The organism is Streptomyces sp. NPDC002537, from assembly GCF_053594975.1.
Window position 1 is genome coordinate 146,670 of sequence record NZ_JBSFWT010000001.1, and the last position, 14,119, is coordinate 160,788.

A 14,119-nucleotide genomic window follows, 5' to 3' on the forward strand; every position below is an offset into this window, starting at 1 on the left:
CGGCCACGGCTCAGTCCGGCCAGCGGCCGGTGGCCAGGAAGGCGTCGATCGCCCGCGCGTACGGCGCGATGTCCAGGCCCTGTTCGGCCAGCCACGCGTCGGAGTAGTACTTGTCGAGATAGCGGTCGCCGGGGTCGCAGATGAGGGTGACGACGCTGCCCTGCCGCCCCTGGTCGGCCATCTCCGCGACGATCTTGAGCGCGCTCCACAGACCCGTGCCGGTGGAGCCGCCCGCCTTGCGGCCGATGACGCGGTCCAGGGCCCGTACGGCCGCGACGCTCGCCGCGTCGGGGACCTTCATCATCCGGTCGATGGCGCCGACCACGAAGCTGGGTTCCATGCGCGGCCTGCCGATGCCCTCGATGCGGGAGCCGCGGTCGCTGCTCGCGTGGGGGTCGTGGTCCTTCCAGCCGTCGAAGAAGCAGGAGTTCTCGGGGTCGGCGACGCAGATGTGGGTGTCGTGCTGCATATAGCGCACGTAGCGGGCGATGGTCGCGGAGGTGCCGCCGGTGCCCGCGGTGGCGACGATCCAGGCGGGGACGGGGTGGCGTTCGAGCCGGAGCTGGCTGTAGATCGACTCGGCGATGTTGTTGTTGCCGCGCCAGTCGGTGGCCCGTTCGGCGTAGGTGAACTGGTCCATGTAGTGGCCGCCGGTCCGTTCGGCGAGGGCGGCCGCTTCCGCGTACATCTGCCGTGGGTCGTCGACGAAGTGGCACTGCGCGCCGTGGAACTCGATCAGCCGGCACTTCTCCCGGCTGGTGGTGCGCGGCATGACGGCGATGAACGGCACGCCGACGAGCGCGGCGAAGTACGCCTCCGACACGGCGGTGGAGCCGCTCGACGCCTCGATGACGGGGGCCTCGGGGCGGATCCAGCCGTTGCACAGCCCGTAGAGGAAGAGGGAGCGGGCGAGGCGGTGCTTGAGGCTGCCGGTGGGGTGGGTGGACTCGTCCTTGAGGTAGAGGTCGATGCCCCATTCGGGGGGCAGTGGGAAGCGGAGCAGGTGGGTGTCGGCCGAGCGGTTCGCGTCGGCCTGGACCTTGCGGACGGCCTCGTTGAGCCAGGCGCGGTGGACGGGGTCGCTGCGGTCCACGTCGAGGGTGGGGGTGGCGGAGCCGCCGGAAGCGGGACCCGCCGCGTTCGTCGCCCCCGGTTGCACGGTGCTGTTCACGGCGCTCCTCACGCGTTCATCCGGGCCCATGCGGAAACTCGGACGTTTCGATCATAAATGGGCACTGGTGCGTGAGCCGCCTCACAGGCAGACTGCGCACCAGGCACACGATTCAGCCGGGGAGGCGGTTGCCGTGGCGGAGCCGGAGTTCAACGCGACCGGGGTGCGGATCGAACGTTCTCTGCGTTCCCTCACCCGGGCCGGCCAGGTGAAGATCAAGGACGGCAGGCTCGAGTTGCTGACGAGCTACGGCAGGGAGATCGACAGCGCGCCCGTGGACTCGGTCCAGGCGGGCCGCCCGTGGTTCGCCGCCCGCGACCGGGCGCGGGCCCGGCTCAACGGGACGCGGTACGTGCTGACGCTGGGCGGCCAGGAGGGCGAGGCCGAGAAGTCGGGCCCGTCCGCGGTGCAGCGCTTCCTGGAGGCGGTCCGCTCGGCGCGAGGCGAAGGCACGGGGTAGGCACGGGGGGCTGACGGCGCAGAAGTTGCGCGTGCGGCCGCCAGAGCCGACCCTTGATTCGTATCAGCATCACTGAGGGTCCATAACCGGTTACGCTATGGATCCGCGTTCGTCGATCGGGCCGGTGGCCGTCCTGACCGGTCCGGGCCCCGGCGCGTGTGTCACCACGCCTATCTGCATCAGGCTAGCCCTACTTCTTCAGGGAGTCGCAGCCGTGATCAGCCGACCGAACAAGCACTGCACCGTAGAGCTCCAGGCTCTCCCGCCGCGGATCGGACAGGTCCGCAGAATCGTATCTGCGCAGTTGCGCTACTGGCATCTCGACCAGCTCATCGACCCTGCCGCGCTCGGTGTGACCGAACTGCTCACCAATGTCCACCGGCACGCGGAACCGGACAAGCGCTGCACGGTCGAGATCGACCTCGTACTGGACCAGCTCACGGTCTCGGTACGGGACCACGACCCGCGGCTGCCCCGGCTCGGCAGCGCGGACCCCGCCAGCACCCACGGCCGCGGGCTCGCCCTGATCGCCGCGGTGAGTGCGAGCTGGGGCGTGCAGGAACGTCACGACGGCGGCAAGGTCGTCTGGTTCACCCTGCCGGTCCCGAATGCGCCCGCGGCCCCGCCGGTGCAGACGGACCGGGCCGTGGTCGCCTTCGAGAAGCCCGTACTCGAACTGCCCGCGCTCCAGGAGCCCGCGCTCCGGGAACCCGCCTTCGACGAGTCGCTCGTGACCGTGGGGGCGTTGCCCCTGCGCGACCGCTCCCCCGTCCGCTCCGCCGTTCCCGGCTGACCGGACGGGGGCACCCACCCCGCGGGTACGGCTCGCACTTCGCCGCGACGGCGCGCAGCACGTCCGGGCGCGCCGCCCGCCACTTCCCCGGCGTCCGGTGATGTCACGGCGTGCCGTGTTTTCCACCGGTGCCGAAGTGCTCCTCCAGGACGGACTGCTGACGCCGGTACTCGTCCTCGTCGATCTCCCCGGCGGCGAACCTGCGCCCCAGGACGGTCATCGGCGAGTGCTCGGCCTGCGCCGCGCGAACATGCCAGGGGCCGCGGTGCCCGTCGACTCACGTACACGCGTACACGCACCGGATCGCAGAGTGCTGCCGTGCCGGGGAAAAACGCCCCCTGGCAGCAGCACACCGCGCCGTTTCAGACGGCGGACCGCATCGTCTTCTTGGCCAGCTCGTAGGCCGGAGTCATCACCTTGGAGTCATCGCTCTCCGCGCCTTCGAGGTGCAGGACGGTCAGGCCCTTCGCGCTCTTCACCGCGAGCCCCCGCCGCTGCTGCGGCTCGTCCAGGAGAACACTCCGCTGTGTGTACACGACCTCCACGGCGGGCAGGTCACCGACCTTGATCTCGCTGTACTCGGGCTCGCTGACGCGCTTCTCCTCGGCGACGAAGTCCTCCAGCACCTGGCGGGGCGACTTGTCGGGACGGTCCGTGGTGAACACCCGCATGAAGCCGATCACGCCAGTGGGCCGTGCGGAGAGTTCGCAGGCCCCCTTGACCGACCGGTGGCCGGACAACTTACGGAGGAACTCGCTGTCTTCGTCCGTGAACCCGGTGAGTTTCCACTCCTTCGGCGCCTCGAACGACACGGGAAGCACACAGGCGGTCCCGGCATCGCCGATCCTGCCGTCCTTCAATCCGCTACCGGATGTGGCGGTCTTCCCTGTCGTGGCCTCAGTCGGCTTGGCGCTCTCCTTCACCGCCTTGGCCGAGGCCTCGGCCTCCCTCGGCGCACCGCCGCTTTTGTCGCCGGCGGACGAGCAGCCGGTGAGCACACCGATGGCGAGCACGGCGGACACCGCACCCGAAGTAACCCTGAACATAATTTTCCCCACCTGGATAAGAAAAGCTGCGCAAATCTATATCTGTAAGGGCGAGCCGCTCAAATCGTTTTGTGGATCTGACCTGGGATCGCCGACGAGTCGCGCTCCGGGCCAGCGCACCCGCCGCTCGGCGCGTGCCGTCGACGGTTCACACGTAGGGGTGGAGACCCGCTCCCGGACAGCCATGGAGCCGGACGGGCTGGCATGATCGCCCGGCAACGCTTGAGGGATCCGAGGAAGGAGTCGCTGTCGTGAACTACGCCGGTGTGAAGGCTCGTTGGCTCACAGGTGTGGGAGTGGCCGCCGCGACCGTGGCGGCGCTCGTGGCGGGCGCGCCGTCCGCGTTCGCCGGGGCGGCCGGCTGCAACGGCCGCACCTGTGTCGCGGTTGACGGCAGTGGCCTCCACGTCGACTCGGTGAGTGCGTCGACCACTTGGGGAGGCGACTTCACCGGCCATTTCCACATCTACGGCGGGGGCCTGGATTCCAACAGCCCGACCGGCCGCTGGGGCTATCTCCAGAAGTACACCATGCGCGTCGGCCGTGACCTCCCCAATCGTTCGGTGATCTGCGCCGAGGGATGGGAACACCTCAGCGGCCACTACGAGCTGCGCGGCCGCGCCTGTGAGGAGATCAGGTTCTGACCTCCGGGCATCGGACGCCCCCGCTCAGAACAGGGCCTCCGGCCCTGCCGGTTCCGGGGTGCGTACGGTCACCGTCGTCTCCGCGTCCGGCACGGCCGCCAGGAGTGACCAGCCCGCCAGTTGCCGCGCGTCCACCAGCAGCAGTCGGCCGTCCGCGGTCCCCACGTACACGTCGGGACCGGCGACCGCGACGACCGTGCCCGATATGACACGCCCGGCGGACAGTTCGACCAGGGCGTGGCCCGGCCGGAGCCGGTCGAGGTGGAAGGCCTCGTCGTGGTGCACGGGTGCGAAGTCCCGTATGGCGAGCGACTCCGGGAGCGTGCCGAGCTCGCGCGCACGCGCGTGCAGCGCGGCCAGCTCCGCGGCGCGCTGCTCCGGTGACGGCGCGGGATGGCGTGCGGCGCGCTTCGCGGCGTACGGGAAGCGGTCCGGGACCGCGAGTGCGGTGCCGAGCACGGCCTCGGCCCGGCGGGCCGCCATCAGCGGGCCGCGCCCGAGCAGCGCGTAGGAGAGGGCGGCCTGTTCGAGCAGCCGGGCGCCTTCGCGCTCGGCTGCCGTGATGCCGACCTTGACCAGGCCGGGTCCGAACCAGGCGAGGTAGACGTCGTAGGGCCGCGGGTCGTCGAGGGCGGTGTCGGCGGCCACCGAGTGCGACCGGTCGAGCCGCGCGCAGTCCGGGCACTGCGCCGAGACCGCCGTACCCGGCACCTCCGCGTCCGTGGGGCACAGGGTGAGCCGTCCGCCTCTGCGCACGCCCACGCAGCGCCGCGCGTCGCCGGTCGTGAACGCGAGCCGCCGGCCTGGCGGCAAGGGGGAGGAGCGCTCGCCGTGGACCGGGTGCCGCCAGGCCAGCGACGGCCCGGACGGGGCCCAGCGCAGCCCTGCGCAGCACCACTCGTCACGCTCCCGCATGCTCTCCGCCCCTTCCCTCTGTGGCCTTCTGCGGCCCTCTGCGGCAGACCCCTCGGAGGCCGTCCGGCCCGCGCTTCCACCCGGACGCCCCCGCACTTCGGATTGTGTCAGCCACCACTGACAACGCCCGCCGTCACCGGGACGCGGACCGCACCAGGTTCCGGGTGGCGAACGCGATCAGCGCCGCCATGCCCGCCAGGGCCGCGACGGTGGTCAGCGCAATGGGCAGGGACCAGGTCTCCGCGAGGAAGCCGATCGCCGGAGGACCGAGCAGCATGCCTCCGTAGCCGAAGGTGGAGGCCGTGGCGACGCCGTTGGGACCGGCCAGTTCCCCGGCCCGGCCGACCGCTACCGGGAAGATGTTGGCGAGGCCGATCCCGGTGATCGCGAATCCCAGGAGCGCGGCCCACACCGTGGGGGCCAGCGAACCGAGGAGCATGCCCACAGCGGCGGCCGCCCCGCCCGCGATCAACACCCTGGACTGGCCGAGGCGTTCGAGGAGCACGGTGCCCATGAGGCGCCCGAGCGTCATGGTGAGCGCGAAGACGGAGTAGCCGACGGCCGCGACGCCGGCATGGGCGTCGAGGTCCTGCTGGAGATGGAGGGCGCCCCAGTCGGCGAGCGCGCCCTCCCCGTAGGCATCGCACAGCGCGATCAGGCCGAAGACGACGACCAGTCGGCGCCCCCGTCCGCTTCCGGTGCCCGCGGCCGCGGCTTGTGCGGGCCGTTCAACGCGTGGCGCCGGGTGGGCGAGGAGCGTACGCCCCGCCGCCACGCTGACAACGAGTCCGATCGCGGTCAGGAGGAGCAGGTGCCGGGTGGCGGACAGGTGCCCGGCGACAAGTCCGCCGAGGCCCGCGCCGACCATCCCGCCGAGGCTGAAGGCGGCGTGGAAGCTGGGCATCACCGGCCTGCGGAGCGCCGCGACGAGATCGACGGCCGCGCTGTTCATGGCGACGTTGATGCCGCCGTAGGCGGCACCGAAGACGAGGAGCACCAGCCCGAGGGAGAGTGCGGAGTGGGTGAGCGGCGGGAGGGCGATCCCCAGGGACATCAGGAGACCCGCGGCGACCGTCACCGGGTGGCTGCCGAACCGGTGGCACAGCCGGCCGGTCACGGCCATGGTGGCGACGGCACCGGCGGACACGCCGAGCAGGGCGAGTCCGAGTGCGCCCGCGGAGGCACCGGTCTGCTCCTTGATCGCGGGGATGCGGACCACCCAGCCCGCAAAGAGCAGGCCGTCGAGGGCGAAGAACAGGGTCAGGGCGGTACGAAGGCTACGGAGGGCGGGATCGGCCGGATTCGGGTCATGTCGGCCACGAATGACCGTCCGTATTTTGTTCAGCGTCGGCACAAAGTCAGAATAGAGGGGTGACCCAGACTCGGACAACACGTTTGGAACGAGGCCGCAGCGCCCTCGGACCGGCCTTGGCGCTCGTACACACCGGCCGCGCCCCGACACGCGCCGTGCTCACCGCCGAACTCGGTGTGACCCGCGCGACCGCCGGGGCCGTCGCCGCCGAGCTGGAGGCCCTCGGTCTGATCCAGGTCGACGCGCGTCCCGGAGCGGCCGCGGGCTCCCAGGGCCGCCCCTCGCACCGGCTCTCCATCGCGCCCGACGGACCCGTGGTGCTCGCCGCGCAGATCCACGCCGACGGCTTCCGGGCCGCCCTCGTCGGACTCGGCGGCCGGATGATCGCCACCGCGCCCGGCTGCATGACCGTGCCCGCGGACCCGTCGCACATCATCGGCGCCGTCGTCGAGGCCGGCGCGGGTCTGCTCCGGGAGACGGGCCGTCGCTGCCTCGGCGCGGGGCTCGCCGTTCCGTCGGCGGTCGCGGAACCGGAAGGCACGGCGCTCAACCCGCTGCACCTGGCCTGGCCCGCGGGTGCCCCGGTCCGCGCGCTGTTCACCGAGGCGCTCGCCAAGGCGGGTGTGCCCGGCGCGGCTTCCGCCACCGCCGTCGGCATCACCGGCAACGACGTCAACCTGGCCGCTCTCGCCGAACACCGCCACGGAGCGGGCCGCGGCGCCGAGCACCTGCTGTGCGTGGCCACCGGCCACCGCGGTGTCGGTGGCGCGCTCGTCCTGGACGGCAAGCTGCACAGCGGCAGTTCGGGCCTCGCGCTGGAGGTCGGCCACCTCACCGTCAACCCCGCGGGCCTGCCGTGCCACTGCGGCAGCCGCGGCTGCCTCGACGTCGAGGCCGACCCGCTCGCGTTCCTGACGGCGGCCGGCCGCGAGCCGGGCCCCGAGGTCTCCCTGCTCCAGCAGTCGCGCGACCTGCTCCGCACGGAGTACGCCGATCCGTCCGTACGGGCCGCAGCCGAGCTCCTGATCGACCGGCTCGGGCTCGGGCTCGCCGGGCTGGTGAACATCCTCAATCCCGACCGCGTCATCCTCGGCGGGCTCCACCGCGAGCTGCTGGCCGCGGATCCGGAGCGGCTGCGCGCCGTCGTCGCCGACCGCAGCCTGTGGGGACGGAGCGGGAGCGTGCCGATCCTGCCCTGCGGTCTCGACCACAACAGCCTCATCGGCGCGGCGGAAGCGGCCTGGCAGCCGGTGCTGGACGATCCGTTGGCGGCGGTGGGCTGATCGCCGGGGCGACGGGGCCGCGTGCCGGACCACGACGCGGTCCGGCACGCGGCACGTTTCGGCACGGGCCCGGTCGCGGGCGCTCGTGACCGGCAATTTTCCGCCACGTTTCCCGCCACGTTCCCGCTGCGTCCTCGCTGCGCCTGTCGCCGGGCTGTGCGTTCAGCCCAGCCACCCTGGGCGGACCAGCCCGGTCTCGTAGGCGAGCACTACGAGTTGGGCCCGGTCCCGCGCCCCGAGCCTGACCATGGTGCGGCTGACGTGTGTCTTGGCGGTGAGGGGGCTGACGACGAGGCGGCGGGCGATCTCGTCGTTGGACAGACCGATGCCGACGAGCGTCATCACCTCGTGCTCGCGGTCCGTCAGCTCCGACAGCCCCGCGGCGGCCGCGGGCTCCTTGGAGCGGATGGCGAACTCGGCGATGAGACGGCGGGTCATCCCTGGCGAGAGCAGCGCGTCACCGCGCAGCACGGCCCGTACGGCGCGCAGCAGTTCGTCCGGTTCGGTGTCCTTCACGAGGAGGCCGGAGGCGCCGGAGCGGATCGCCTCGAAGACGTACTCGTCCAGCTCGAAGGTGGTCAGCATGACGACCTTCACGTCCGCCAGGTCCGGGTCCTCGGTGATCCGGCGGGTGGCGGCCAGTCCGTCGAGCACGGGCATCCGGATGTCCATGAGGACGATGTCGGGCCGCAGTTCACGCACCAGGGACAGGGCCTGCTCCCCGTCCGGCGCCTCGCCCACGACGATGATGTCGGGCTGAACGTCCAGCAGGGCGCGGAAACCGGGCGCGTACGAGCAGTTGGTCGTCGGCGAGCAGTACGCGGATCGCGCGTTCGCAGGGTGACGACCACCGTGCCGAAGACGGCGACGCGCGGGTCGCGGTGGCGGAACAGCAGGAAGGCGGGCCCCGCGGCGAGCAGCAGCCGGGCGAGGAGGTCGGGCGGCACTTTGCCGGGCTGGTCCAGCGCCGCGCAGTGCGTGCCGATCTGCTGGAGCACGGCGAGAGCAGAGGGTCAGGGCAGGCGGTGCGCCGAGCGGGCGGTCCAACGCTCCCACGGCGGACCGGCGCCGCGCTCCCGCGCCCACGGCGCCCGCTTCTCCTCGCCCATGCGGCCACGCTGGTCGGCGGTGGGGCTCGATGCGTCAGCCGTGCGTGGTGGTCGCGTCTGCTTCCTGGGGAGTGGGCAGCCCCACTTGGTGTGCCAGGCCGCGGACGGCATGGACGAAGAACGCGTCACGGGCCTCGACGACCTGGTTGAACTGGCCGAAGAGCTCGAAGCCGATCAGCCCGAAGAGCTGCGCCCAGGCGGCCACGAGCGCGGCCGTGGCCGGCGCGGGCAGCCCGGGGGCGAACTCCGCCGCGAGCCGTTCGACGTCGGTGTGCACGGTGCGGGGCAGGGGGTCGACGGGCGGGACGGCGAGCCTGCCGTCGGCGTGTGCCTCGCGGGCGATGGACAGGAGGGTGAGGGCGACCCGTCCCGCGGGCTCGACGGTGGTCAGGGGCGCGGTGTAGCCGGGCACGGGCGAGCCGTAGATCAGCGCGTATTCGTGGGGGTGGGCGAGCGCCCAGGTGCGGACGGCGCGGCAGACGGCGGTCCACCGGGCGGTGGGGTCCTCGCTGTCGGTGGCGGCGAGCGCGGCCTCGGCGGCGGTGCCGACCGCGTCGTAGGCGTCGACGATGAGGGCGGTGAGCAGGTCGTCGCGGCTCGGGAAGTAGCGGTAGAGCGCGGAGGAGACCATGCCGAGCTCGCGGGCGACGGCGCGCAGCGACAGCTTGGCTGCGCCGTCGCGGGCGAGTTGGAGGCGCGCTTCGTCCTTGATGGCGGCGGTGATTTCGCTGCGGGCCCGTTCCCTGGCGCCCCGGATCGCGTTCATGGGGCCAGTGTGCCAGCCGATGGAAGCAACGGCCAGAAATGAGAGCAGTGCTCTTGCGCTGACGTGAGGAAGCGCGCACACTGATCTCAAGCGAGAGCACCGCTCTCGATTCGGGCGTACGGCCCGGATGCCGTACGGGTTCGCACGCCGCAAGGCTTCACATCGTTCGGGGGTTTCCATGGCGCACTACATCAAGCCGGGCAAGCTGGAGGCACGGCTCGTCCACGGCACGGTCGGCTGGCTGGCCCGGCGGGGCCTGAGCATCGCGGGAACGGCGGAGCTGTCGGTACGGGGGCGCAGCAGCGGTGAGTGGCGCGCGGTTCCGGTCAACCCGCTCGACGTGGACGGTGGCCGGTTCCTGGTGTCGGCGCGCGGTGACGGGCAGTGGGTGCGCAATCTGCGGGCCGCGGGCGGTGGCCGGCTCCGTGTCGGGCGGATCGACCGCTCCTTCACCGCGGTGGAGGTGCCCGACGAGGAGAAGGTGCCGCTGCTGCGAGCCTATCTGATCCGCTGGGGGTGGGAAGTCGGGCGGTTCTTCGACGGAGTGACCGCGCAGTCGCCCGACGAGGAGCTGCGGCGGATCGCGCCGCGGCACCCCGTCTTCCGGATAACGACAGGGAGCTGACGACAGGGAGCCGAGGGGAGCGCTGGGCGCGGGCCGCGTCGAAGGCCCGTCCTCGCGCACTCCCCCGAGGCTCAGGGGCGGACGGTCACGCCCCTCCGGTGCGGTCCGCCGAGGACAGGACTCGGCGCGCGACGGGGTGTGTCCGGACGATCTCGGCGAGCGTGGTCGTGCCCCGGGTGATCTTCGCGAAGGCGCGCCAGGCCGGGGGGAAGCCCGTGATGGCGGCGTGGACGACGCCCGGGCGGCGCTTGTAGAGGGCGAGCATGCGGCGCCCGACACCCATCTCCACGCCCAGGCCCGCCTTGATGGCGAAGGCGTAGTTGAGGGCCTGGCGCCGCGCGTCGACCGCGTCCTGCGCCTCGCCGATGCGGGCGGCCCACTCGCCCGCCAGGCGGCCGGAGCGCAGGGCGAAGGAGATGCCCTCGCGGGTCCACGGCTCCAGCAGCCCGGCCGCGTCACCGCACACGATGACCCGGCCGCGGGAGAGCGGCGAGTCGTCCGAGCGGCAGCGGGTCAGGTGTCCGGAGGAGATGCTCGGCTCGAATCCGGCCAGGCCGAGGCGGGCGATGAAGTCCTCCAGATAGCGCTTGGTGCCCGTGCCGTCGCCCCGCTCCGAGATCACGCCCACCGTCAGGGTGTCGCCCTTGGGGAAGACCCAGCCGTAACTGCCGGGAATCGGGCCCCAGTCGATGAGCACCCGGCCGGCCCAGTCCTCCGCGACCGTCGGGGGGACGGGGATCTCCGCCTCCAGGCCGAGGTCGACCTGCTCGAGCTTGACGCCGACGTGGGCTCCTATGCGCCCCGCGCTCCCGTCGGCGCCGACGACCGCGCGCGCCAGGACGGTCCCGCCGTCGCCGAGCACGACGGCGACGGTGCGCCGGTCGGGCACGGCCGGGCCGTGCTGCTCGACACGGGAGACGGTCACGCCCGTCCGCACCTCGGCGCCCGCCTTCTTCGCGGCCTCGACCAGGCCGGCGTCGAACTCGGGCCGGTTGATGAGTCCGAAGAGCATCCGCTTGGAACGGCGGGTGCGCGAGAGCTTCCCGTTGAGGGAGAAGGTGACGGCGTGCACACGGTCACGCAGCGGCAGTTCGAAGCCCGGCGGCAGCGCGTCGCGCGACGGGCCGATGATGCCCCCGCCGCATGTCTTGTAGCGGGGCAGTTCGGCCTTCTCCAGCAGCAGCACCCGGCGGCCCGCGGAAGCCGCGGCGTGGGCGGCGGAGGCCCCTGCGGGCCCCGCTCCCACCACCACGACGTCCCACACCGGCTCCTGGCTCCCGGCCGTGTCCCGCCCCGCGTCCTGGGCTGCGTTGTCGCTGCTCACCTGTGCTTCTACTCCCGCTTCGATCACCGGCTACGGCTACCGCCCGCATCCTACGGCCCGCCGCCCGCCCGCCCCGCCGCGGGAAGCCCGCGGGCGCACCGCGGGGCGGCCATGGGAGGATCAGCAGCACAATCGCGCGTATGAACGGATAACGCCGCGCCCTCAAGGAGCGTTCCATGGAGCAGTCCTCGACCCGTCAGTCCCAGCCGGACCCGGCCGCACTGGCGGCGACCGTCGCCTCCCTCCAGTCCCGAGCCAGGACCGAGCTGGCCGAACTGGTGGCCTTCAAGTCGGTTGCGGACGAGGCCCAGTTCCCCCGCAGCGAGTGCGAGGCCGCGGCCAATTGGGTGGCCGACGCCCTGCGCGCCGAAGGCCTGCGGGATGTGGCCCTGCTGGACACCCCCGACGGCACCCAGTCCGTCTACGGTTACCTGCCGGGCCCGGCAGGTTCCCCCACCGTGGTGCTCTACGCGCACTACGACGTGCAGCCTCCGCTGGACGAGGCCGCCTGGATCTCCCCGCCGTTCGAGATGACCGAGCGCGACGGCCGCTGGTACGGGCGCGGCACCGCCGACTGCAAGGGCGGTGTGATCATGCACCTCACCGCGTTGCGGGCGCTCAAGGAGCACGGCGGCGTCCCGGTCGGCGTGAAGGTGATCGTCGAGGGCTCCGAGGAGCAGGTCAGCGGCGGCCTGGAGCGGTATGCCGAGGCACACCCGGAGCTGCTGGCGGCCGACGCCATCATCATCGGCGACGCGGGCAACTTCCGGGTGGGCCTGCCGACCGTCACCGCGACGCTGCGCGGCATGTCGAACCTCCGGATCCAGGTCGACACCCTGGCGGGCAACCTGCACTCCGGCCAGTTCGGCGGCGCCGCCCCGGACGCGCTGGCGGCCCTCATCCGCATTCTGGACTCGCTGCGCGCCGAGGACGGCTCGACCACCGTCAACGGCCTGGACGCGGAGGCGAGCTGGGAGGGCCTGCAGTACCCGGAGGAGGACTTCCGCAGGGATGCCAAGGTCCTCGACGGCGTGGAGCTGATCGGCTCCGGCACGGTGGCCGACCGCGTCTGGGCGCGCCCGGCCGTCACCGTGCTGGGCATCGACTGCCCGCCGGTGATCGGCGCGACTTCGTCCGTGCAGGCGAGCGCCCGTGCCATGGTGAGCCTGCGGGTGCCGCCGGGCATGGACGAGGCGGAGGCCGCGAAGCTGCTGACCGCCCACCTCGTCTCCGCCGCGCCGTGGGGGGCACGCGTCACGGTGGAACAGGTCGGCCAGGGCCAGCCGTTCCGCGCCGACACCACCAGCCCGGCGTACGCGTCGATGGCGGAGGCCATGCGTGTCGCCTACCCGGGCCAGGAGATGCAGATCTCCGGGATGGGCGGCTCGATCCCGCTGTGCAACACCCTGACCTCCCTCTATCCGGAGGCGGAGATGCTGCTGATCGGTCTGAGCGAGCCGGACGCCCAGATCCACGCGGTGAACGAGAGCGTCTCCCCCGAGGAGCTGGAGCGGCTGTCGCTGGCCGAGGCCCTCTTCCTCGTCAACTACGCGGGCAGCAAGCGCTGACGCCCGGCGGCCGGCAGGCCGTCAGCCGACCGGGACGCCCGCCTCGAGGTTGAGCGGGCGCCCCTGTTCCCGGGCGCGCAGGGCCCAGCGGAGTCTGCTCAGGCGCACGGGCGGCAGCAGGGCCGCCGCCTCGTGCTCGGTGACGAAGCGCCAGCCGCGCAGCTCGGAGCCGGGCAGCAGGAGACGGTGCGCCTCGGCGGCCGCCAGCCGCCCGCCGTCGAAGAGCAGCCGCAGACCGCCGTAGCCGGGAGGCTTCGGCGGCTCCCAGTCGACCACCAACAGCCGGGGCACTTCCGGGAGTTCGATGCCGATCTCCTCGGCGACCTCGCGCATCCCGGCGCGGGCGGGCGCCTCGCCGGGCTCCACCACTCCGCCGGGGAACTCCCAGCCCGGCTTGTAGGTGGGGTCGACGAGGAGCACCCGGTCCTCCTCGTCGAAGAGCAGCACCCCGGCGGCCAGGGTCTCCGCGGTCGGCTCGGGGGTCTGCACGATCTCGCAGGCACCCGCGGCGCCCGTGCGTACGGCCTCCGCGACCCGCTCGGCGACCTCCCGCGGCGTCCGCCCGCCGGTGTCGACGGGGAAGGCATCGGCCAGGAGCCATGGCAGTGCCGTCCGGTAGGGGGCGATGTGGTCCAGCGCCCAACGCCGTACGCGCTCACTGCGCTCCGGATCGTCCTCGTATTCCTCACGGCTCGCGATACGCGCCCGAAGTATCGTTTCGTCAACCGTCAGCAGCACATGCCGAACAGGGATGCGACGGGAGGCGAGGGCGCCGAAGATCTCGTCCCGGTACTCCTGTCGCAGCAGGGTCATGGGAACCACGAGCACACCGCCGACCTCGGCGAGCAGCGCCGCCGCCGCGTCCGCCACCAGCCGCCGCCAGATCGGCAGGTCCTGGTAGTCGTCGACCTCGCCCATCCGTTTCGGCGGCACCAAGCAGCTCAGCGCGCCACCGATCACCTCGGGGTCGTAGAGGGTGCTGCCCGGAATCAGCTCGGTCAGCTCCTTGGCCGTGCTGGTCTTCCCCGTACTGAACGCGCCGTTCAGCCAGACGATCACGGTTCCCCCTCCTCCGTTGACCCCTGTGAAGTGCCCGGAACACC

The 14,119-nt window shown here is 72.4% G+C and carries 13 protein-coding genes and 1 pseudogene; 6 read left to right on the forward strand and 8 right to left on the reverse strand.

All coding sequences use genetic code 11. The annotated features are described in order from the left end of the window. Positions 1–10 precede the first annotated feature (10 nt). Positions 11–1,159: a PLP-dependent cysteine synthase family protein gene (locus ACWD4A_RS00350; RefSeq protein WP_451187552.1), complete on the reverse strand. Its 1,149-nt coding sequence runs from the start codon at positions 1,157–1,159 to the stop codon at positions 11–13. A gap of 145 nt (positions 1,160–1,304) precedes the next feature. Here ACWD4A_RS00350 and ACWD4A_RS00355 point away from each other — a divergent pair, with 145 nt between their 5' ends. Further along, positions 1,305–1,631 carry a hypothetical protein gene (locus ACWD4A_RS00355; RefSeq protein WP_451187374.1) on the forward strand — a complete coding sequence of 109 codons (327 nt, stop codon included), beginning with the start codon at positions 1,305–1,307 and terminating at the stop codon, positions 1,629–1,631. Positions 1,632–1,845: 214 nt separating this feature from the next. Next, entirely contained in the window at positions 1,846–2,424 is a 579-nt protein-coding gene (locus ACWD4A_RS00360) for an ATP-binding protein (RefSeq protein WP_451187377.1), read from the forward strand. A 362-nt stretch (positions 2,425–2,786) separates the two neighbouring features. Here the strand turns inward: ACWD4A_RS00360 and ACWD4A_RS00365 are convergent, their stop codons facing one another. After that, entirely contained in the window at positions 2,787–3,470 is a 684-nt protein-coding gene (locus tag ACWD4A_RS00365) for a lipoprotein (RefSeq protein WP_451187380.1), read from the reverse strand. A gap of 251 nt (positions 3,471–3,721) precedes the next feature. Here ACWD4A_RS00365 and ACWD4A_RS00370 point away from each other — a divergent pair, with 251 nt between their 5' ends. Next, positions 3,722–4,114: a hypothetical protein gene (locus ACWD4A_RS00370; protein ID WP_451187383.1), complete on the forward strand. Its 393-nt coding sequence runs from the start codon at positions 3,722–3,724 to the stop codon at positions 4,112–4,114. A 24-nt stretch (positions 4,115–4,138) separates the two neighbouring features. Here ACWD4A_RS00370 and ACWD4A_RS00375 read toward each other — a convergent pair whose 3' ends face one another. Continuing rightward, positions 4,139–5,029: a DUF2797 domain-containing protein gene (locus tag ACWD4A_RS00375; protein ID WP_451187386.1), complete on the reverse strand. Its 891-nt coding sequence runs from the start codon at positions 5,027–5,029 to the stop codon at positions 4,139–4,141. Positions 5,030–5,162: 133 nt separating this feature from the next. Next, positions 5,163–6,383, reverse strand: a complete 1,221-nt coding sequence (locus ACWD4A_RS00380; protein ID WP_451187389.1) for an MFS transporter — start codon at positions 6,381–6,383, stop codon at positions 5,163–5,165. Between the two features lie 17 nt (positions 6,384–6,400). Here ACWD4A_RS00380 and ACWD4A_RS00385 point away from each other — a divergent pair, with 17 nt between their 5' ends. Then, positions 6,401–7,624 carry an ROK family protein gene (locus ACWD4A_RS00385; RefSeq protein ID WP_451187392.1) on the forward strand — a complete coding sequence of 408 codons (1,224 nt, stop codon included), beginning with the start codon at positions 6,401–6,403 and terminating at the stop codon, positions 7,622–7,624. 162 nt (positions 7,625–7,786) lie between these two features. Here the strand turns inward: ACWD4A_RS00385 and ACWD4A_RS00390 are convergent. Both ACWD4A_RS00390 and ACWD4A_RS00395 read right to left on the reverse strand, forming a co-directional pair. Next, positions 7,787–8,450: pseudogene (locus ACWD4A_RS00390) on the reverse strand (response regulator). Positions 8,451–8,767: 317 nt separating this feature from the next. After that, complete coding sequence (locus ACWD4A_RS00395; RefSeq protein WP_451187395.1) at positions 8,768–9,499, reverse strand: TetR/AcrR family transcriptional regulator; 732 nt, start codon at positions 9,497–9,499, stop codon at positions 8,768–8,770. Positions 9,500–9,677: 178 nt separating this feature from the next. Here ACWD4A_RS00395 and ACWD4A_RS00400 point away from each other — a divergent pair, with 178 nt between their 5' ends. Next, positions 9,678–10,124, forward strand: coding sequence for a nitroreductase/quinone reductase family protein (locus tag ACWD4A_RS00400; RefSeq protein WP_451187398.1), 447 nt, complete (start codon positions 9,678–9,680; stop codon positions 10,122–10,124). A gap of 85 nt (positions 10,125–10,209) precedes the next feature. Here ACWD4A_RS00400 and ACWD4A_RS00405 read toward each other — a convergent pair whose 3' ends face one another. Continuing rightward, complete coding sequence (locus ACWD4A_RS00405) at positions 10,210–11,448, reverse strand: geranylgeranyl reductase family protein (RefSeq protein WP_451187401.1); 1,239 nt, start codon at positions 11,446–11,448, stop codon at positions 10,210–10,212. Positions 11,449–11,624: 176 nt separating this feature from the next. Between ACWD4A_RS00405 and ACWD4A_RS00410 the strand changes: the two genes are divergently transcribed. Beyond that, a complete protein-coding gene (locus tag ACWD4A_RS00410) occupies positions 11,625–13,016 on the forward strand; it encodes a M20/M25/M40 family metallo-hydrolase (RefSeq protein ID WP_451187404.1) in 1,392 nt (463 codons plus the stop codon). A 21-nt stretch (positions 13,017–13,037) separates the two neighbouring features. Here the strand turns inward: ACWD4A_RS00410 and ACWD4A_RS00415 are convergent, their stop codons facing one another. Then, a complete protein-coding gene (locus tag ACWD4A_RS00415; RefSeq protein ID WP_451187407.1) occupies positions 13,038–14,075 on the reverse strand; it encodes an NUDIX domain-containing protein in 1,038 nt (345 codons plus the stop codon). Positions 14,076–14,119 lie beyond the last annotated feature (44 nt).